The sequence below is a fragment of the Streptomyces hygroscopicus genome (genome assembly GCF_026168105.1).
GTDB classification, from domain to species: Bacteria; Actinomycetota; Actinomycetes; order Streptomycetales; family Streptomycetaceae; genus Streptomyces; species Streptomyces hygroscopicus_D.
Genome location: NZ_LBMW01000019.1, coordinates 16090 through 33480 on the forward strand (window position 1 = coordinate 16090; position 17391 = coordinate 33480).

At 70.6% G+C, this 17391-nt stretch carries 18 protein-coding genes and 1 pseudogene; 14 read left to right on the plus strand and 5 right to left on the minus strand.

All coding sequences use genetic code 11. The features are described 5' to 3' along the window. Positions 1-384 (plus strand): hypothetical protein, encoded by a 384-nt coding sequence (locus AAW14_RS19430; RefSeq protein ID WP_265565152.1) that lies wholly within the window; start codon positions 1-3, stop codon positions 382-384. After that, a complete protein-coding gene (locus AAW14_RS19435; protein ID WP_265565153.1) occupies positions 381-887 on the plus strand; it encodes a hypothetical protein in 507 nt (168 codons plus the stop codon). Before AAW14_RS19430 ends, AAW14_RS19435 begins: the two co-directional genes overlap by 4 nt. 182 nt (positions 888-1069) lie before the next feature. Here AAW14_RS19435 and AAW14_RS19440 read toward each other — a convergent pair whose 3' ends face one another. Then, positions 1070-2884 carry an NB-ARC domain-containing protein gene (locus AAW14_RS19440; protein WP_265565154.1) on the minus strand — a complete coding sequence of 605 codons (1815 nt, stop codon included), beginning with the start codon at positions 2882-2884 and terminating at the stop codon, positions 1070-1072. 178 nt (positions 2885-3062) lie between these two features. Between AAW14_RS19440 and AAW14_RS19445 the strand changes: the two genes are divergently transcribed. The 12 genes and pseudogenes from AAW14_RS19445 to AAW14_RS19500 all read left to right on the plus strand — a co-directional run bounded on the left by AAW14_RS19445 (position 3063) and on the right by AAW14_RS19500 (position 14763). Then, positions 3063-3548, plus strand: coding sequence for a DUF3995 domain-containing protein (locus AAW14_RS19445; protein WP_265565155.1), 486 nt, complete (start codon positions 3063-3065; stop codon positions 3546-3548). A 338-nt stretch (positions 3549-3886) separates the two neighbouring features. After that, a complete protein-coding gene (locus AAW14_RS19450) occupies positions 3887-4357 on the plus strand; it encodes a hypothetical protein (protein ID WP_265565156.1) in 471 nt (156 codons plus the stop codon). A 64-nt stretch (positions 4358-4421) separates the two neighbouring features. After that, positions 4422-4973: a hypothetical protein gene (locus tag AAW14_RS19455; RefSeq protein ID WP_265565157.1), complete on the plus strand. Its 552-nt coding sequence runs from the start codon at positions 4422-4424 to the stop codon at positions 4971-4973. Beyond that, a complete protein-coding gene (locus AAW14_RS19460) occupies positions 4970-6208 on the plus strand; it encodes an MAB_1171c family putative transporter (protein WP_322741082.1) in 1239 nt (412 codons plus the stop codon). The genes AAW14_RS19455 and AAW14_RS19460 overlap by 4 nt, the downstream gene beginning before the upstream one ends. Beyond that, positions 6174-6836, plus strand: coding sequence for a hypothetical protein (locus tag AAW14_RS19465; protein WP_265565159.1), 663 nt, complete (start codon positions 6174-6176; stop codon positions 6834-6836). Before AAW14_RS19460 ends, AAW14_RS19465 begins: the two co-directional genes overlap by 35 nt. Positions 6837-6856: 20 nt before the next feature. Further along, positions 6857-8682: pseudogene (locus tag AAW14_RS19470) on the plus strand (gamma-glutamyltransferase family protein). Between the two features lie 149 nt (positions 8683-8831). After that, positions 8832-9677, plus strand: coding sequence for an inositol monophosphatase family protein (locus tag AAW14_RS19475; protein ID WP_265565160.1), 846 nt, complete (start codon positions 8832-8834; stop codon positions 9675-9677). Between the two features lie 158 nt (positions 9678-9835). Further along, complete coding sequence (locus tag AAW14_RS19480) at positions 9836-11245, plus strand: phytoene desaturase family protein (RefSeq protein WP_265565161.1); 1410 nt, start codon at positions 9836-9838, stop codon at positions 11243-11245. Continuing rightward, positions 11242-11751, plus strand: coding sequence for an O-acetyl-ADP-ribose deacetylase (locus AAW14_RS19485; RefSeq protein ID WP_265565162.1), 510 nt, complete (start codon positions 11242-11244; stop codon positions 11749-11751). Before AAW14_RS19480 ends, AAW14_RS19485 begins: the two co-directional genes overlap by 4 nt. A 106-nt stretch (positions 11752-11857) precedes the next feature. Then, the gene (locus AAW14_RS19490) at positions 11858-13336 is read left to right on the plus strand and encodes an AlkA N-terminal domain-containing protein (RefSeq protein ID WP_322741083.1); all 1479 of its coding nucleotides are present in this window, start codon (positions 11858-11860) and stop codon (positions 13334-13336) included. Between the two features lie 20 nt (positions 13337-13356). Beyond that, positions 13357-13839 (plus strand): methylated-DNA--[protein]-cysteine S-methyltransferase, encoded by a 483-nt coding sequence (locus tag AAW14_RS19495; protein WP_265565272.1) that lies wholly within the window; start codon positions 13357-13359, stop codon positions 13837-13839. A 150-nt stretch (positions 13840-13989) separates the two neighbouring features. Beyond that, a complete protein-coding gene (locus AAW14_RS19500) occupies positions 13990-14763 on the plus strand; it encodes a class I SAM-dependent methyltransferase (RefSeq protein ID WP_265565163.1) in 774 nt (257 codons plus the stop codon). Positions 14764-14884: 121 nt separating this feature from the next. On the opposite strand, the gene AAW14_RS19505 is transcribed toward AAW14_RS19500, so the two are convergent. The 4 genes from AAW14_RS19505 to AAW14_RS19520 all read right to left on the minus strand — a co-directional run bounded on the left by AAW14_RS19505 (position 14885) and on the right by AAW14_RS19520 (position 17377). Beyond that, complete coding sequence (locus AAW14_RS19505) at positions 14885-15622, minus strand: SIR2 family NAD-dependent protein deacylase (RefSeq protein ID WP_265565164.1); 738 nt, start codon at positions 15620-15622, stop codon at positions 14885-14887. A gap of 121 nt (positions 15623-15743) precedes the next feature. After that, positions 15744-16214, minus strand: coding sequence for a glycosyltransferase (locus AAW14_RS19510; protein WP_265565165.1), 471 nt, complete (start codon positions 16212-16214; stop codon positions 15744-15746). Between the two features lie 90 nt (positions 16215-16304). Further along, positions 16305-17069, minus strand: a complete 765-nt coding sequence (locus AAW14_RS19515; protein WP_265565166.1) for a hypothetical protein — start codon at positions 17067-17069, stop codon at positions 16305-16307. Further along, complete coding sequence (locus AAW14_RS19520; RefSeq protein ID WP_265565167.1) at positions 17066-17377, minus strand: PadR family transcriptional regulator; 312 nt, start codon at positions 17375-17377, stop codon at positions 17066-17068. The genes AAW14_RS19515 and AAW14_RS19520 overlap by 4 nt, the downstream gene beginning before the upstream one ends. Positions 17378-17391: the final 14 nt, after the last annotated feature.

The following is a 17391-nucleotide window of genomic DNA, read 5'->3' on the forward strand; positions in this document are numbered from 1 at the left end:
ATGCCGTACCTAGTGATGATCGACCGCGGCTATCGAGGCACGGCCGAGGCCCAGTTCTTCGACACGCTCTACGGGATGCTGACGTTCGGCGAGCAACTGGGCGGGCTCGACGTCGTCCTGCGCGGCTCCGCGGTCACCGCGGCGGTGGTCCCGGAGGGCGAGCGGCCCACCCTGCGGGTCGGCTCCCTGGTGCTGGAGAACCTGCCGGACCCCGCCGAGTCCGTACGCGCCTTGCTCGACGCCGGGCACGGTGTGGCCGTGGACGCGCCGGATCTGGCGGAGTTCGGCCTGGGCGCCGCGGATCTGCTGCCGGGTGTGCGATGCCTGGACACCACCCGGCTGGCGAACCGGTGGTCACAGTACGACGGGGTGTGGTTCCTGTGACCGGCACATCCACGGCCCCGAGGACCGGGGCCGCACCGAAGACGTACGTCCGTCCGCTCGACGCCGTCGACACGATCGACTCGGTCGAGACCGTCGGCGAACCGGGCGCGGACGCACGGCTGTTGGTCCGCGCCCGGAAGACCGTCACCGCGTCCGACCCGTACATGGCCGGGCACTTCCCGGTCGTCACGCTGTATCCGGCGGTCTTCTTCCTGGAAGGAGTGCGCCAGTGCGTCGGCCTGGTGCTCGCGCACTCTCCCCGTCTGAACGCCCATGTGTGGGGCGATCACCAGGACGACTGGCTGGAGATCGACTCGCTGCGCTCGCTGCGTGTCCTCAAGCCCATGCGCGACGGTGACGCACTGCAGCTGGAGATCTCCGTCAGTGCTGACGACCGCCCCGGTGCGGTGCGCGCGAAGGTGGACTGCCGCCGGGGCGGGCCGACCGGGCCGCTGGTCGTGCAGGCGACCGTCGCCCTCGTCCGTGGCGGAGGTGCCGTGTGAAGCTCGGGTACTCCGACATTCTCCGCCTGCTCCCCGTGGCACACCCCCTGGTCCTGGTGGACCGGGTGTCCGTCCTGGAGCCGGGCGTCGGGATCGTCGCGCACAAGGCGGTCAGCGGGAGCGAGCCCTGCTACCAGGCCCTCGCCCCCGGGCTGACCGCCGAGCGGTACGCCTTTCCGCGCTCACTCGTCGTCGAGTCGTTCGGCCAGGCGGCGGCGCTGCTGTGGCTCGGCACCGAGCAGTGGAACGAGCGTCGCGGAGGCGGCGAAGAAGGGCTGCCGATGCTCGGCCGGCTGCGCGACTGCCGATTCCACGGTGGTGTGATGCCCGGGGAGACGCTGGAGCACACTGTGCGGCTCGAACGCTCGGTCCAGGGCAATGCGTTCATGTCCGGCGAAAGCCGCGTCGGCGACCGGACGGTGCTCACGGTCGGCTCGCTTCTGGCCGTCGAGCGGCAGTTGTCGAGCGTCCTCGCAAACCGGTGAAGTCGTACGCCCGACGGATACACCCTTGGCACGATGCGGAGCCCGCTGATGACCCCAGGAGCTCGCGGTGGACGCGGGCGGCAGCGTGATGCCCTCGGTCTCGGCGCGCTCCCTGGCGTAGTCGAGCAGCAGGTCGCACAGGACGTACCGGTCCCGGACCGCGGGCTCGATCAGGTTCTCCGCCGCGATCTGGTTGAGCAGCCGACGTGCCTCGTCGACCCCGATTCCCCCGAGTTCGGCACTGTTCTCCACGCTGACCTCGGTCCGGCCGGCCAGGCCGAGGATGCAGAGCAGGCGTTGGGCCCGCGGGGCGAGCAGCCGGCAGGAGGCGTCGAACGCCCCACGCACCGTGTCGTGCTCGTCCCCGTCGATGGCGAGCGCGGTCATCCGGTCGCCCCTGCCGAATTCGGCGGCGTACGCACGGACGTCCTGATGAGGGCGGTCGGCGAGGGTGGCTCCGGCGATCCTCAGCGCGAGAGGCAGGTGCATGCACAGCCGGGCGATCTCGTCCAGGGCCTCGACGTCGGCCGCGCCCAACTCCCGGCCGACGGCCTGCGCGAGCACACGGCGGGACGCGGCCGGGGAGAGCGGGGCGAGCAGCAGGCGGTGTGCTCCGTCCCTGGCGACGAGGCCGGACAGCCGGTTACGGCTGGTGATGACCGCCAGGCACTGGGAGTCACCGGGCAGCAGCGGGCGCACCTGGGCGGTGTCGAGCACGTCGTCGAGGACGATGAGTACACGTCGGTCGGCCAGCAGCGAGCGATAGCTGCCGATCTGCGATTCGATGTCGCTCGGGATGTCGCCGTCCGCCATGCCCAGACCCCGCAGCAGGATGGTCAGGGCCTGCTCGGGCCGCATCGGGTTGGGCCGGGACCCGCGCAGGTCGAGATGGATCTGGCCGTCGGGGAAACGACCGGCGATCCGTCGCGCCCACCACACCGCCAGAGCTGTCTTGCCCACTCCGGCCATACCCGAGACCACGGTGACCGGCACGGTACAGCCACGGCGCTCCCTCTGCATGTCGAGCACCGCGAGGTCGAATTCACGACCCACCAGAGTGGGCGGCGACGCGGGCAGTTGCTGCGGGGGAGCGGTCACCGCGCCCGCCTGTCGGTTCGGCTGATCCACGGGGGCGGGCTCGTCCCGGCACACGTCAAACTCCTTCCGGCGGGTGGCCGTTGCGCTCAGCTGCCGCCAGACGGTGAGCCAGTCCTCGACGGCTACGGCGATCTCGGACTCCGCCGAACCGCGGTGCTTCAGACAGGCGGAGACGAATGCCTCGACAAAGTCCGACCGCGGCACCCGGGTTCCCCGCAGGATGTTGGACACGGTGCTGCGCGGCAGAGCGTCGATCTCGTCGCCGTTGGCTGCCTGGGCCTTTCCCGCCAGTTGCTGCAGTCGGCGCAGCGAAGGCTGGCCGACCCACAACCGCAGATCGCGCAGCCGCCGAACGAAGTCGTCAGAAGATTCCGGTGTCTCGGATATGAGCTCACGAGAATGGTCGCTGAACATGCGGTTCCCCCTGGATGTGCCGATCGGCCGTCGAACACCACGAGAACACCGAGCGGCGGGTCACGGCTGTCCGACCTGATGACCGAGAAAGAGTCGATCTGTGGATCAAAGAACGTCTAACGCAGCACCGCATCGTCGGACGCAAGTGGAACAGAAGCAGAAACCCGGAGGTCTACTCATGTCCACCAATTTCGGTCCCATCGCCAAGAAGTGGGGATATCTGGCGTGTGGATGGGGTGTCCTTTTTGCGGGACTGCATTACTACTGGGCGGTTGGTGGCCAAAGGTGGCTGAACGTTTCCGCCGGAGAGAGGCTCGCGGCCGAACGCCCTGCCTGGTTCGTCATCACCGGTCTGTGGGGCGTCGGCACCCTCTGTCTCGTCGGCGCACTGCTGGGCCTGCTGCTCACCAGGCCCCGGCCGCACAGGCACCTTCGCCGGATCATGCGGTGGCTCGGCTGGGGTGTCTGTGGTCTCCTGCTCGTACGTGGTCTCACGATCGAGGTCCTGCTGCTGACCGATGTCACACACATGGACGCCGATGTGAGCGCGTCGCAGCGCGCCTGGACGCTCGCCCTGTGGAACCCTTGGTTCATCGCGGGCGGCCTTGCCTTCGGCCTCGCCGCCCACCACTTCGGTCGCGCCCATCGAACCCCCGTCTCATGAATGCACCCCCGTCCGTTCGCACGGTTCCTCTGCGCCCACCGCGGGGCGCGCGCCCGGATCATCTACGTACGTTGACGGTATCGCCAACTCCTGGGCTGCCGTGCCGTCTTGCGTTGCTCTGCAACCTACCACCCGGGACCCCATTGGCATCAACGCACGTTTATGATTACCTCGGAGTGTCGGTGCCCGAGCCGAAGATCGCTGACTGATCCGGTCCGTCCTCGGCTGTGGCGGCGTCGGGCCAGTGGCCCGGTGCCGTCCTGGACCGCGCCCGCCGGGTCGGGTCCCGCACCCGTCCAGTACTGTGTTGGGTCGTCCCGCCTGACGAAGGAGCCGTGATGGCCAGTGCCGACCAGACCGCTGGTCACGGCCGACCTGAAGATCTGGCCGGCCGCGTCCAGCGGTTGATCGAGCTCAGGACTCCCGAAGGTGGCAAACGGCCCTCGTACGACCAGATCGCCCGGGTCATCAACGAGGCCGCGGGCAAGAACGTCATCTCCGGCGCCTACATCTGGGAACTGGCCACGGGGAAGGCCACGAATCCCCGCATCCATCATCTGGAGGCGCTGGCGGGCTGGGGAGGTACGGACGTCCGGTACTTCTTCGACGACGAGTACGCCGCCCGTGTCGAACCCCAGCTCGATCTGTTGTGGAGGCTCAAGGCGAGCGGCGTGCTCAATGTGGCCCTACGGGCCCAGGGCCTCTCCGACGCCAGCCGCGACCAGGTCGGCATCATGGTCGACCACCTCCGCAGACTCGAAGGGCTGAAGGAGTCGGACGGCTCCCCGGCCCCACCGTCGCAGAGTTGATCGCGCCGACCCTTGTTACCCTTGCGCCCGGTGCACGGCACCTTGCTCAAGGGGGAACGGTCGTATGGGGTGGCATGCTCTTCGCAATCTGCGCGAGCAACGAGAGCTCCGGAAGCAGTGCCAGGCCAAACTGCGTGAACTTGATCTGACACTTCCGGCTCCCTTCTCCCTCGATGTCTTACTGAACGACCTTCAGGAGCGCCGCGGGCGACGCCTGTTCCTGCACCCGTGGAACGACGCCCTGCCCAGCGGGGGACTGTGCGGAGCCTGGCTCAGCACTAGCGACGCCGACCACGTCTACTTCGCCGCCAACACCTCGCAGACGCATCAGCGGCACATCGTGCTGCACGAGATCGCTCACATGCTGTGGGGCCATGAACTGGTGCCGGACGCCGCGGGTCTTGCCCACCTTTTCCCCGATCTCGACCCGCAAACCGTGCTGCAGGCGCTGCTGTTGCAACGCGCCGGCTATGCCGAGAAACAGGAACAGCAGGCTGAAATGACGGCAAGCCTGCTCGGCGAGAGCGTGGATCGGCTGAGCGCCTCGAGCGGGCTTCCCGGCTCCCTCGGACGTCTCCAGGATGCCCTGGGCGGACACGAGGCGGAGAAGCGATGACGTCCGGCATATGGAAGGCGGCCACGCCCCTGCTGCTGTGGGCCGCGGTGTTCTGGCGCGTCCCGAAAGCGGTGCGCTCGCCCCGCCAACGCCCCCTGACCGTCGCCTTCCTGGCCCTGGCCGTCGTCATGACGCTCGGCGTGGAAGGCGTGGCGAGGACCGTCGACGATACGGTGAACGTCGCCGCGGCATCCACGCTCTTCAAACACCTGAGCGGTCTCGTGGCTGCGAGCGCGGTGATCGAATTCATCGCGCAGATGGCCGGTGAGCCCGAGGGGCGACGTGCCCGGCGCATCCGACATGTCCTCGCGGTCGTCACCGGCATCATCATGTCCGCTGCCTTCCCCTTCCTTCCGCGGAGCGACAACGGCGATTTCCTGATGGACACCAGCGGAAGCTTCCCGGCTCCCGTCTACTGGGGCGTGTGGCTCATGTACTTGGCCACCGCTTTGGGCATGGCGACCAACCTGTGCTGGAAACAGGCCCGCCAGGCGCCTGCCGGACGGCTGCGCCTCGGTCTCGGGCTCGTCGGCTCCGGGACGGCAGTGGGCCTGCTGTACGTGGCCAACCAAATGTCGTTCGTCCTCTTGCACTTCGCGGCGCACCGGTCGCCCTTCTCCAGCGCCACGACGATACTGATCACCAATCTGCTGCTGAACGCCTCACTGCTGCTGATCCTGACCGGTACCACGCTGCCCGCCGAAGCCGTCGGCTCTGCCGCCCGGGTGCTGGGCGACTACCGGGCCCTGTGGGACCTCTACCCTTTGTGGAAGGCCCTCAGCGAGGCCAACCCGACGGTCGTCCTGGGAACCGATGTCGGTCGTCATCGCTCCCTGCTGAACATCCGCGACACCCGCTTGCGCCTGTACCGGCGCGTCATCGAGATCCGCGACTGCGCCCTGGCGCTGCAGGAACACACTCCCGCAGGCACCGAAGCGGCAGCCCGCGGCGCGGCACAGGAGAAAGGTCTGTCCGGGCCGGATGCCGAAGCGTTCGTGGACGCGTTCCGTCTGGCCTCGGCCCTCAACGCCAAGAACCAGGGAATCAGCATCACCGATACCCGCCCCGACAGCCCCGGCGACATGACCAGTTTGAGCGAGGAAGTCCGCTGGCTCCGCATGGTCTCCCAGGCATTCCTCAGCCCGGACATGCGGGAAATTGCTCAACTTGCACCCACCGACCCCGTCCAGAGAAGCGGCCATGCCCACGCATACCCCCAGACTCCCCGTCGATGACGCTCGCACAGACACCGACCGCGCCACCGAGACCACCGGCGCTGCCCCCGACACCGCCCGCCGGCTGGCGAAACTGATCACCGAGGTCCTAGCCCCGGGCATTCTCGTCGTGGTGATCCTGCTGGTGGTCGGCTGGCACAGCACGAGAACACTCTCCGGCCTCGGCTGGGGCCTGCTGGCTTCCCTGTTCTGCGGGATCATCCCCTACGGATTCATCATCGCGGGCGTGCGCCTCGGCCGCTGGACCGACCGGCACATCAAAATCCGTCAGCAGCGATTCGTTCCGCTCACGGTGACCATGGGCTCCGTGGTCGCGGGAATGCTCGCCCTCGTCGTGCTCGGCGCTCCACGCGAGATATTCGCCCTGGTGGTCGCCATGCTGGCGGGGCTGGCGGTCACCCTCACCGTGACGAAATGGTGGAAGGTCTCGGTACACACCGCCGTGGCCGGCGGTGTCTCCGCGATCCTCATCCTCACCTATGGGATCGCCATGGTCTGGGCCTTCCCCGTCGTGGCGCTCACCGGGTGGTCCCGCGTCAAGCTCCGTGACCACACGCCTGCTCAGACGGTTGTCGGAACCATACTCGGCACCGTCACCGCCGCCACGGTCTTCACCCTCGTCCGCTGACAGCGAGGTGAGAGAGCCGCATGTTCACCACCCGGCCCACCCTCCAGGGCACCTTCGGCATGGTGTCCTCCACCCACTGGCTGGCCTCCCAGTCGGCCATGGCCGTCCTGGAGGACGGCGGCACCGCGTACGACGCGGCCGTGGCGGGGGCGTTCGTGCTGCATGTCGTGGAGCCGCATCTGAACGGGCCCGCCGGCGAGGTTCCGATCCTCCTCGCCCCGGCGGACGGCGAGGTGCGGGTGCTGTGCGGGCAGGGCGTCGCGCCCGCCGGGGCCACCATCGCCCACTACCGCGAACTCGGCCTGGACCTCGTACCCGGTACCGGGCCCCTCGCCGCGGCCGTCCCGGGCGCCTTCGACGCCTGGATGCTCGTGCTGCGCGACCACGGCACCAAACCCCTCACCGACGTGCTCAGGTACGCCATCGGCTACGCGGAGCACGGGCACGCGCCCGTGGAGCGCGTCGGCGAGACCGTCGAGAGCGTACGCAGGCTGTTCGAAACGGAGTGGACCTCGTCGGCCGAGGTGTACCTGCCGGGCGGCAGATCGCCCCGCCCCGGTGAGCTGCTCCGCAATCCCGCGCTGGCCGCCACGTGGAAGCGGCTGCTCGCGGAGGTGTCCGGGGCGGGGGACAGGGTGGCGCAGATCGAGGCGGCCCGGGAGGTGTGGCGGTCCGGATTCATCGCCGAGGCGCTGGTGCGCCAGGCGGGGCGGCCCACCATGGACACCAGCGGCGCGCGCCACAGCGGCACCCTGATGGCCGCCGACCTGGCCGCCTGGTCCGCCGGTTACGAGACCCCGGTGACGTACGACTGGAACGGCTGGACCGTGTGCAAGGCGGGCCCCTGGAGCCAGGGACCGGTCCTGCTGCAGCAGCTCGCGCTGCTCCCGCCCGAGCTGCCGCGGTACGGGTCCGCGGACTACGTCCACCTGCTCATCGAGGGCTGCAAGCTCGCCATGGCCGACCGCGAGGCCTGGTACGGCGACGCGGCCGAGGTGCCGCTCGACGAGCTGCTGTCGGACGCGTACAACGCCGAGCGGCGGGCCCTCATCGGCGAGGCAGCGTCGTACGAGCTGCGCCCGGTGCCCCCGGCGGCCGCATCCCTCGCATGAGCGAGCACGCGTGTGTGGAGGCCGCCGACGACCCCGGCTTCGATCCCATGGGTGCCGGAGAACCGACGGTCGGCAGGCGCCCGGGCCCTTCGGTGCCCGGCGAACCGGACGTCTCCGCCGACGGGGCCACCCGCGGCGACACCTGCCACCTCGACGTCGTCGACCGCTGGGGCAACATGGTCGCGGCCACGCCGAGCGGCGGCTGGCTGCAGTCGAACCCGGTCGTGCCCGAGCTGGGCTTTCCGCTCGGCACGCGGCTCCAGATGACCTGGCTCGAGGAGGGCCTGCCCAGTTCCCTGACGCCGGGGCGCCGCCCACGCACCACCCTCACCCCCTCGATCGCGCTGCGCGACGGGGTCCCGGTGCTGGCGTTCGGTACGCCCGGCGGTGACCAGCAGGACCAGTGGCAGCTGCACTTCTTGCTGGCGGCCGCCCTGCGCCCGTCCGTCCGCGGCGGCCTCGACCTGCAGGGCGCCATCGACGCCCCGAACTGGCACAACGACAGCTTCCCGGGCTCCTTCCATCCGCGCGGCATGCGCCCGGGCAGCGTCACCGTCGAGTCCCGCATGGACCCCCGTGTGATCGAGGAACTGCGCCGCCGGGGCCACCGCGTCACGGTCGGCGAGGCCTGGTCAGAGGGTCGGCTGTGCGCGGTCGCCCGGGACCCGGAGACGGGCGTGCTGTCCGCCGCGGCGAATCCGCGCGGGATGCAGGGGTACGCGGCCGGGCGGTGAACCACGGCGCCCACACAGCAGCTGCGCGCCGGGAATCGCCGGGAACATGGCATATTTCCCGACCGACGCGGCCCGGTGTTCATGCCGATTCCACCCCGAGTACACCGGGCCGGTAGGGATTGTCAGCGGCGCGTGCTCTCATGGGAGCCATGATCGAAGACTTCGAAACCATCGACGAGTTTCTCACCCACGGCACGTCCGGCGTCGAGGAGGCCATCCGCACGGCCGCCGCCACCGAGATCATGCCGCGCTTCCGCCAGCTCGCGGCGCACGAGATCAATGAGAAGAGCGGCCCGCACGACCTGGTCACGGACGCCGACCGCAAGGCCGAGATCCGCCTCACCGAAGCGCTCGCCAAGCTGCTGCCCGGCTCCGTCGTGGTGGGCGAGGAAGCGGTCCACGCCAACCCGGCGACGTACGAGGCGGTCCGGGGCGAGGCGCCGGTCTGGATCGTCGACCCGGTCGACGGCACCCGGCAGTTCGTCCACGGCGACCCCGGCTTCTGCACGCTGGTCTCCCTCGCCCAGGACGGCGTCGTGCGCGCCTCGTGGACCTACGCACCGGCCCTCGACCAGCTGGCCACGGCGACCAGGGGCGGGGGTGCGTTCCTCGACGGCGTGCGCCTGCGCTCGGGCTCGCCCGAGCCGGACCGCGACCTGGACGTGGCCACCTCCCACCCGTACTACACGACGGACGAACAAAAGCGCGCGCTGCTCGGCCTGCACACCGAGGGCGTCCGTCCCCGGCCGTGCGGCTCGGCGGGTCTGGAGTACCTCCACATCGCCCAGGGCGTGCTGGACGCCACCGCCTTCTCCTGGGAAGCGGCCTGGGACCATGCGGCGGGCCTGCTCCTGGTCGAGGAGGCGGGCGGCACCCATCTCACCCGGACGGGTGAACCGTTCCGCATCACGGGCGGCAACGCCCTGCCGTTCACCACGGCCCGGGACGAAGCCACGGCCCGCCGTGTGGCGGGGCTGCTGGCGGGCGGTGCCTGAACGGAAAGCCCGGCTTCGCCGGTCCCCGACGGCCGCACCTCTCCGCCCTCCCGCCCCTCACTGCGCGGCAGCAACCCGCGCCCCGGGGTTGTCAGTCCTCCGGCATATCCTGATCCCCAGTGGCCGTCGGCTGACGAAGGAGTCCGAAGGTGCCGTCGATGCTCGATGCGGTCGTGGTGGGAGCGGGACCCAACGGACTGACGGCTGCCGTGGAGCTGGCCCGCCGCGGCTTCTCCGTGGCCATTTTCGAGGCCCGGGGCACCATCGGCGGCGGCGCCCGTACCGAGGAGCTGACCCTGCCCGGCTTCCGGCACGACCCGTGCTCGGCGGCACACCCCCTGGGCATCAACTCGCCGGCGTTCCGGGCACTGCCCCTGGAGCGGTACGGCCTGGAATGGCTGCACGCCGAGCTCCCCATGGCGCACCCCTTCACCGACGGCAGTGCCGCGGTGCTCTCCCGGACCGTGGCCGAGACGGCCGCCTCCTTCGGCCCCCGGGACGCGGGGGCGTACCGCCGGCTGGTCGAGCCCTTTCTGAGCCGCTGGGACACCCTCGCCCGGGACTTCATGTCCCTGCCCCTGACCGCGCTGCCCCGCGACCCGGTGACCCTGGCCCGCTTCGGCCTGGTCGGGCTGCCTCCCTCGACCTGGCTGATGCGCCGCTTCCGCGACGAGCGGGCGAAGACCCTGTTCGCCGGGCTCGTCGCGCATGTGATGGCTCCCCTCGACGGCTTCGCCACCGGCGCGATCGGCCTGGTCTTCGCGCTCGCCGCGCACGCCCGCGGCTGGCCGGTGGCCCGCGGCGGCTCCCAGTCCGTCTCCGACGCCCTCGCCGCCTACCTGAAGGATCTGGGCGGCACCGTCCACACGGACTACGAGGTCAAGCGGCTCGACGACCTGCCCCCGGCGCGCGCATACGTGTTCGACACCTCGCCCACCGCGCTCGCCCGCATCGCGGGTCTCGGCCGCTATTACGACGGGTACCGGTACGGCCCGGGCGTCTTCAAGATCGACTACGCGCTCGACGGACCGGTGCCGTGGACCGCGAAGGAGCCGCGGGTCGCCGGCACCGTGCAGATCGGGGCGAACAGCGCGGAGATCGGCACCGCACTGCGCGCCGCCTCCCGGGAGGGCCGCGCCCCCGACGCCCCGTTCCTGATCACCGTGCAGCCCAGCGTTGCCGACCCCACCCGGGCCCCGGCGGGCAAGCAGGTGTTCTGGGCGTACGGCCATGTGCCGAACGGCTGGCAGGGAGACCTCACGGACGCCATCGAACGCCAGTTGGAGCGCTTCGCGCCGGGCTTCCGTGACCGCGTCCTGGCCCGCGCCACGGCGGGGCCGCCTGAACTGGCCGCCCGCAACCCCAACTACGTCGGCGGTGACATCGCCTCCGGAGCGGCGTCCGGGCTCCAGCTCCTGCTGCGCCCCAAGCCGTCCCTGTTCCCGTACCACACCCCGCACCCGGCCGTCTTCATCTGTTCGTCGGCCACCCCGCCGGGGCCCGGCGTGCATGGCATGTCCGGGCACAACGCGGCGAAGGCCGTCTGGAGGAGGCTGAGACAGAGATGACCACCATCACCCTGGTCCAGGGCGACATCACCGGCCAGAGCGCCGACGCGATCGTCAACGCGGCCAACTCCTCACTGCTCGGCGGAGGGGGCGTGGACGGTGCCATCCACCGGCGTGGGGGTCCCGCGATCCTCGATGAGTGCCGCAAACTCCGGGCTTCCCGGTACGGCAAGGGCCTGCCCACGGGCCGTGCGGTCGCCACCACGGCGGGCGAACTCGACGCCCGCTGGGTGATCCACACGGTGGGGCCCGTGTTCGCCACGTCGGAGGACCGCTCGGAACTGCTGGCGTCCTGCTACCGGGAGTCGCTGAAGGTCGCCGACGAACTGGGCGCCCGTACCGTCGCGTTCCCCGCCATCTCGACCGGCGTCTACCGCTGGCCGATGGAGGACGCCGCGCGCATCGCGGTGCAGACGGTGCGTGCCACGGACACCGCGGTCGAGGAGGTCAGATTCGTCCTCTTCGACGAGCGGGCCTACGAGGCGTTCGCGGCACAAGTCGGCTGACCGCTCGTCCACTTGACAGTGCGGGGCCGTACGGGGCGCCAGGTCGGCCCACGTACATGTCGGATTTCCGCCAGCCCGACTCCGGCGCGTGACCCATCCTGGAAGCATGCAGAACGGGATGCACACCGACAGGGAACGCTGCGTGCGCGCGGTCCAGTCGAAGGACGCGCGCTTCGACGGCTGGTTCTTCACCGCGGTCCTGACCACGAAGATCTACTGCCGCCCCAGCTGCCCGGTGGTGGCGCCGAAGCCGGAGAACATGATCTTCCACCCGAGCGCGGCCGCCTGCCAGCAGGCCGGATTCCGGGCCTGCAAGCGGTGCCGCCCGGACACCAGCCCCGGCTCGCCCGAGTGGAACCAGCGCGCCGACCTCGTCGCCCGCGCCATGCGGCTGATCGGCGACGGTGTGGTCGACCGCGAGGGCGTACCGGGCCTCGCCACCCGCCTCGGCTACAGCACCCGCCAGATCGAGCGCCAGCTCCTGGCCGAACTCGGCGCCGGACCCCTCGCGCTCGCCCGGGCCCAGCGCGCCCAGACCGCCCGCCTGCTCATCGAGACGACCGCCCTGCCGATGGCGGACATCGCCTTCGCGGCAGGCTTCTCCTCCATCCGCACCTTCAACGACACCGTCCGTGAAGTCTTCGCGCTCTCCCCGAGTGACCTGCGCGGACGCCTCCCGAGGACGACGGTGATCGCCCCCGGCGTCCTGACCCTGCGGCTGCCGTTCCGGGCCCCGCTCAACCCCGACAACCTCTTCGGACACCTCGCCGCGACCGCCGTCCCGGGCGTGGAGGAGTGGCGCGACGGCGCCTACCGCCGCACGCTCCGGCTGCCGTACGGACACGGAATCGTGGCGCTGACCCCGCGGCCCGACCACATCGCCTGCCGCCTCAGCCTCAGCGACATGCGCGACCTGCCCGTGGCCATCAGCCGCTGCCGCCGCATGCTCGACCTGGACGCCGATCCCGTCGCGGTCGACGACGAGCTGCGCACGGATCCGGTGCTGGCGCCCCTGGTCGACAAGGCGCCCGGGCGCCGGGTGCCGCGCACGGTGGACGAGGCCGAGTTCGCCGTACGGGCCGTCCTGGGCCAGCAGGTCTCCACCGCCGCTGCCCGAACCCACGCGGGACGCCTGGTCACCGCGCACGGCGAGCGGGTCGAGGACCCCGAGGGCGGCCTCACCCACCTGTTCCCGGCGCCCGAGGCGCTGGCCGCGCTCGACCCCGAGTCACTGGCCATGCCACGTACTCGTCGCACCACCTTCACCACGCTCGTGACCCAACTCGCCGACGGAACACTCCACTTGGGGGTGGAGAGCGACTGGGCGGAGAGCCGCGCCCGGCTGCTGTCCCTGCCCGGCTTCGGCCCCTGGACGGTGGACGTGATCGCGATGCGGGCCCTCGGCGACCCCGACGCGTTCCTGCCCACCGACCTCGGCATCCGGCGCGCCGCACAGGAGCTGGGCCTGCCGTCCACTCCCGCCGCCCTCACGGCACGCGCAGCGGCCTGGCGGCCATGGCGGGCGTACGCGGTCCAGTACCTGTGGGCCACCGGCAGCCACCCGATCAACTTCCTGCCCGTGTAAGGATGTTCAGGACCATGACAGTGAAACAGCACACCGTGACCGACAGCCCGTACGGTCCCCTGACCCTGGTCGCTGCCGACGGCGTTCTGTGCGGCCTCTACATGACCGAGCAGCGCCATCGCCCACCGGAGGAGACCTTCGGCGAGCGCGACGACACACCCTTCGGTGAGGCCATCGACCAGCTGGAGGCCTACTTCGCTGGCGAGTTGAAGGAGTTCACCCTCGAACTCCGCCTGGAGGGCACGCCGTTCCAGCGCCGGGTCTGGCAACAGCTGTGCCTCGTCCCCTACGGCGAGACCCGTTCGTACGGTGAACTGGCTGAGGCTCTCGGCAGTCCGAGCGCCTCGCGCGCGGTCGGACTCGCGAACGGCAAGAACCCGATCGGCATCATCGTGCCGTGCCACCGGGTCGTGGGCGCGAACGGCAGCCTGACGGGCTACGGCGGCGGTCTGGACCGCAAGAAGCGTCTGCTGGACTTCGAGAGCGGCGCGGCCCTCTTCTGACATCGCCGCCCCGGGTCCCCCACGCGGGGGAGTCGGTCCGCGGCCCGATCGGACGAGTCGGACGCGCCGCCCGAGCGGCGAGGCTGGTATCAAGATCCCGAGGTGCGAGAGCGGGCCCGCCGTGTCCTCGCCCCTCGGGAAGGAGGAACCGTGCCGGCCAGGAACGTCATCGTCAATCGCGCCACTCTCAGGCACCGCATCAGCTACGCCCTGCACCACCCGGGGCGGGTGCCGCGCCACATGGCCCGCGCCGCCCGGGACCTGTGGCTGCGCCGGCGCCGACCGGACCACATCTCGTACTACCGCGCCGTGATGCGGTCCGACACCCGCGCCGACCCGGACGCTGCGGTCGGCAGCCGCAGCCGGGAGCGGTGGCTGGCGGTGGGAGCGATGCAGTTCGACTACCTGCTCGGCCATGGTCTGCGTCCCGAGCACCGCATGCTGGAGATCGGGTGCGGCAATCTGCGCGGCGGCTGGCGGTTCATCCGCCATCTGGAGCCCGGGCACTACTACGGAATCGACATCTCACCCGACATTCTCTTCGCCGCGCACGACACGATCGTGGAGATGAGACTGCAGGCCCGGCTGCCCACGCTGACCCCCGTGCGCGATCTGACGCTGCGTTTCCTGCCCGACGCGCACTTCGACGTGGTGCACGCGCACAGTGTCTTCTCGCACTCGCCGCTGCCGGTCATCGAGGAGTGTCTGGCCAACGTCGGCCGGGTGCTCGCACCGGCCGGCTGGTTCGACTTCACCTTCGACCGCACCGAGGGCAAGGAGCACCATGTGCTGCGGGAGGACTTCTACTACCGCACCGAGACACTCCTCGGCCTCGCCGCACGGCATGGCCTGAAGGCCCGCTTCATGGAGGACTGGGAGGAACTGCCGCACGGTCAGTCGAAGATCCGCGTCACCGCTGCCTGATCACTCTCGATCTCACGGCGCACCCGCCGGGCCCACCCACCACCGCACGCCCCGTCGCTGCCACCGCACCCGCAGCCCCGATGGGTGCAAGCGCCCGGAGGCTCAGGGTGCAAGCCGACCGCTAGTGGTTGCCTTCGGCGTTCAGCTGTCGTAGCAGGGCGGGCAGTGCGGTGCCGATCGGTCCCCGTACGACCTCGTCGGCGCGGTCGTCGTACGGTGTCGGGTCGGCGTTGACGATGACCAGACGGGCGCCGTGGTCGGCGGCCAGGCCCGCGAGTCCGGCGGCGGGCTGCACCTGGAGGCTGCTGCCGACGGCGATGAACACCTGGCACGCCTTGGTGATGGCGACGGCCTCACCCAGCACCACCGGGTCGAGCCGTTCGCCGAACATCACCGTCGCCGACTTGAGGATGCCGCCGCAGTCCAGGCACGTCGGGTCGTTCTCCCCGGCCTCGACGCGCGCGAGGGCGTCTTCCATGGGGCCGCGCGCATGACACTTCGTGCAGATGACGCTGCGGGCGGTGCCGTGCAGTTCGAGTACCTTGCGGGCGGGCATTCCGGCGAGTTGGTGCAGCCCGTCCACGTTCTGCGTGATCACCCGGACCGGCACTCCGGACCGCTCCAGGTCGGCGACGGCCCGGTGCGCGGAGTTCGGCTCGGCCTTCAGCGTGCGGTTCTTGCGCCGCATCTGCCACGAGCGCCGCCGGATCTCCGGATCGCTCATGTAGTACTCGTAGGTCACGAGCTTTTCGGCTTCGGGATCCCGCCGCCACAGGCCGTTCGGGCCGCGATAATCGGGGATTCCGGAATCGGTGGAGATGCCTGCGCCACTCAGGATGGCGACGAGAGGCTTGTTCATGGGCCCGAGGGTAGGACGCCCGTCCGCCCGGGGCGAACGGATATCGGGGCGCACCGGTCACCGGCGGCGTGCGCTGGTTGACGGAGGTCAACAGATGTCCGCGCTGCCGAGGGGACACGTGTCAGCCGACGCGGTGGCCGTTCTCCAGTTCCGCCGTTCCCGAGGCCTCCGCCAGGACGTCGAGCCCGGCCAGGACACGCAGACCCAGCGCGCCCGGCAGGTGTTCGGTCAGCTCCTCGCGCGGCACGAGCCGCCAGGACAGCAGCTCCTCCTCCTGCAGACGGATCGCCTTGAGCTCCTCCTCGCCGAGGACCCCGCCGTCGCCCTCGTCCAGCGCACGGGTCATTCCGGCGAGGTAGGCACGGCCGAGTCCGTCTTCGGCGGTGCGGTGCAGCACGCCGACGGTGTCCGGTGACTCGGCGGCGAGTTTGTCGGCGACCTCGCCCGTGCCGTCGGGTGAGTTGTCGTCGACCACGAGCAGGTGCAGGTTCGGTACCGGCAGGCCCGCGAGCAGGCCGGCCAGGACGGGCAGGTTGTCCCGCTCGTCGTAGGTCGGTACGACGACAACGGCCTTCGGGGATACGGCGGTCATCGGCAACTCCTGGGTCAGGCGCCGGGAACGGTTCAGCGGTACCGGCACTCCGCGTTCGCGGAGCGCTGGTCGCACTCCAATGGCTGGGGCCTACGCCCTCTTCTGCCGTAGATCGTGGCCGGCGCTGATGGCCGTGACGGCCAGGAGGCCCAGCGTCAAAGTTTCGACGAGGGAGCCAGGGCGAGGAGCGGTCCGGACGATGGCGAGGAGGCTCTGGCCCGCTGCGAGGGCCAGTCCCGTCCCGATGTGCAGAAGGGCCGTGGACAGTCGGCGCGTGGTCGGCAGGGCGGCGGTCCGGGTGACGTGGGCGACGAAGGCACATAGGCGGAGTGCGACGAATCCGAGCGTGAGCCAGTAGAAGAGGACCACGGCGGCGTCGGCGAAGCCCGTGAGGTGTTCGGCCGTGCCGCTCCAGGCCGTCAGGCACAGGGCCACGACTGCGGCGGCCGGGGCGGTCAGGGTACGGACCGCCGAGGCCGTCAGGGTGCGGAGTGCTGCGCGGCTCGGCCGGGGAAGCGGCGCTGCGAGGACGATGCCGAGCAGGAGCGGTGCGATCCACAGGCTGGTGGCGGGGTGGTGGATGTCGGCCGTGAGGGTGGTGGAGGGTTCGGCGGAGCGCAGCAGCAGTCCGGTGACTGCCGCGAGCGCGAACAGGGCGACGGTCAGGACGCGGCGGGTCTGGCCGATGAACGTCTCGGGCCAGTCGCCGGGGTGCAGCCACAGCCGCGCCGCCCCCGCGAGGGTGTCGGGCCAGGAGCGGATTCCCGATGCGGACACCTCGTGACGGATGTCCTCGCCCCATCGCTCGCACACGGCCGGCGGGTAGAGCCGCGTCAGGAACGTGGCCGCGTTCATGCCGGGGTGATCCCGAGTGCGCGCAGGCCGGCGGCGGAGATGCGGGCCATCTGCTGGAGTTCGGCGCGCAGTTGGTCGCGGCCCGCGTCGGTGATCTGCATGGTGCGGTGGCGTTCCTGGGCTTCTGCCGCCTGGTCCGCAGGCTGGATCAGCTCGCGCGCCTCCAGCCGGGACAGTGCTCCGTAGAGGCTGCCGGGGCCGAGTTTGCGGCCGGTGAGTTCTTCGATCGCGGTGTTGATGGCGTATCCGTGCAGCGGGCCGTCCGCGAGGACGGTGAGCACGAGCATCTGGGCGTCGTTGCTGCGCATGAGACTCCTTGCCT

Bases quoted from the DNA above. Each gene is read 5' to 3' on its own strand.
- AAW14_RS19430 (WP_265565152.1), top strand. From the start codon at position 1: ATGCCGTACCTAGTGATGATCGACCGCGGCTATCGAGGCACGGCCGAG.
- AAW14_RS19460 (WP_322741082.1), top strand. From the start codon at position 4,970: ATGACGTCCGGCATATGGAAGGCGGCCACGCCCCTGCTGCTGTGGGCC.
- AAW14_RS19490 (WP_322741083.1), top strand. From the start codon at position 11,858: ATGCAGAACGGGATGCACACCGACAGGGAACGCTGCGTGCGCGCGGTC.
- AAW14_RS19450 (WP_265565156.1), top strand. From the start codon at position 3,887: ATGGCCAGTGCCGACCAGACCGCTGGTCACGGCCGACCTGAAGATCTG.
- AAW14_RS19465 (WP_265565159.1), top strand. From the start codon at position 6,174: ATGCCCACGCATACCCCCAGACTCCCCGTCGATGACGCTCGCACAGAC.
- AAW14_RS19485 (WP_265565162.1), top strand. From the start codon at position 11,242: ATGACCACCATCACCCTGGTCCAGGGCGACATCACCGGCCAGAGCGCC.
- AAW14_RS19520 (WP_265565167.1), bottom strand. From the start codon at position 17,377: ATGCGCAGCAACGACGCCCAGATGCTCGTGCTCACCGTCCTCGCGGAC.
- AAW14_RS19475 (WP_265565160.1), top strand. From the start codon at position 8,832: ATGATCGAAGACTTCGAAACCATCGACGAGTTTCTCACCCACGGCACG.
- AAW14_RS19455 (WP_265565157.1), top strand. From the start codon at position 4,422: ATGGGGTGGCATGCTCTTCGCAATCTGCGCGAGCAACGAGAGCTCCGG.
- AAW14_RS19440 (WP_265565154.1), bottom strand. From the start codon at position 2,884: ATGTTCAGCGACCATTCTCGTGAGCTCATATCCGAGACACCGGAATCT.
- AAW14_RS19480 (WP_265565161.1), top strand. From the start codon at position 9,836: ATGCTCGATGCGGTCGTGGTGGGAGCGGGACCCAACGGACTGACGGCT.
- AAW14_RS19505 (WP_265565164.1), bottom strand. From the start codon at position 15,622: ATGAACAAGCCTCTCGTCGCCATCCTGAGTGGCGCAGGCATCTCCACC.
- AAW14_RS19515 (WP_265565166.1), bottom strand. From the start codon at position 17,069: ATGAACGCGGCCACGTTCCTGACGCGGCTCTACCCGCCGGCCGTGTGC.
- AAW14_RS19510 (WP_265565165.1), bottom strand. From the start codon at position 16,214: ATGACCGCCGTATCCCCGAAGGCCGTTGTCGTCGTACCGACCTACGAC.
- AAW14_RS19445 (WP_265565155.1), top strand. From the start codon at position 3,063: ATGTCCACCAATTTCGGTCCCATCGCCAAGAAGTGGGGATATCTGGCG.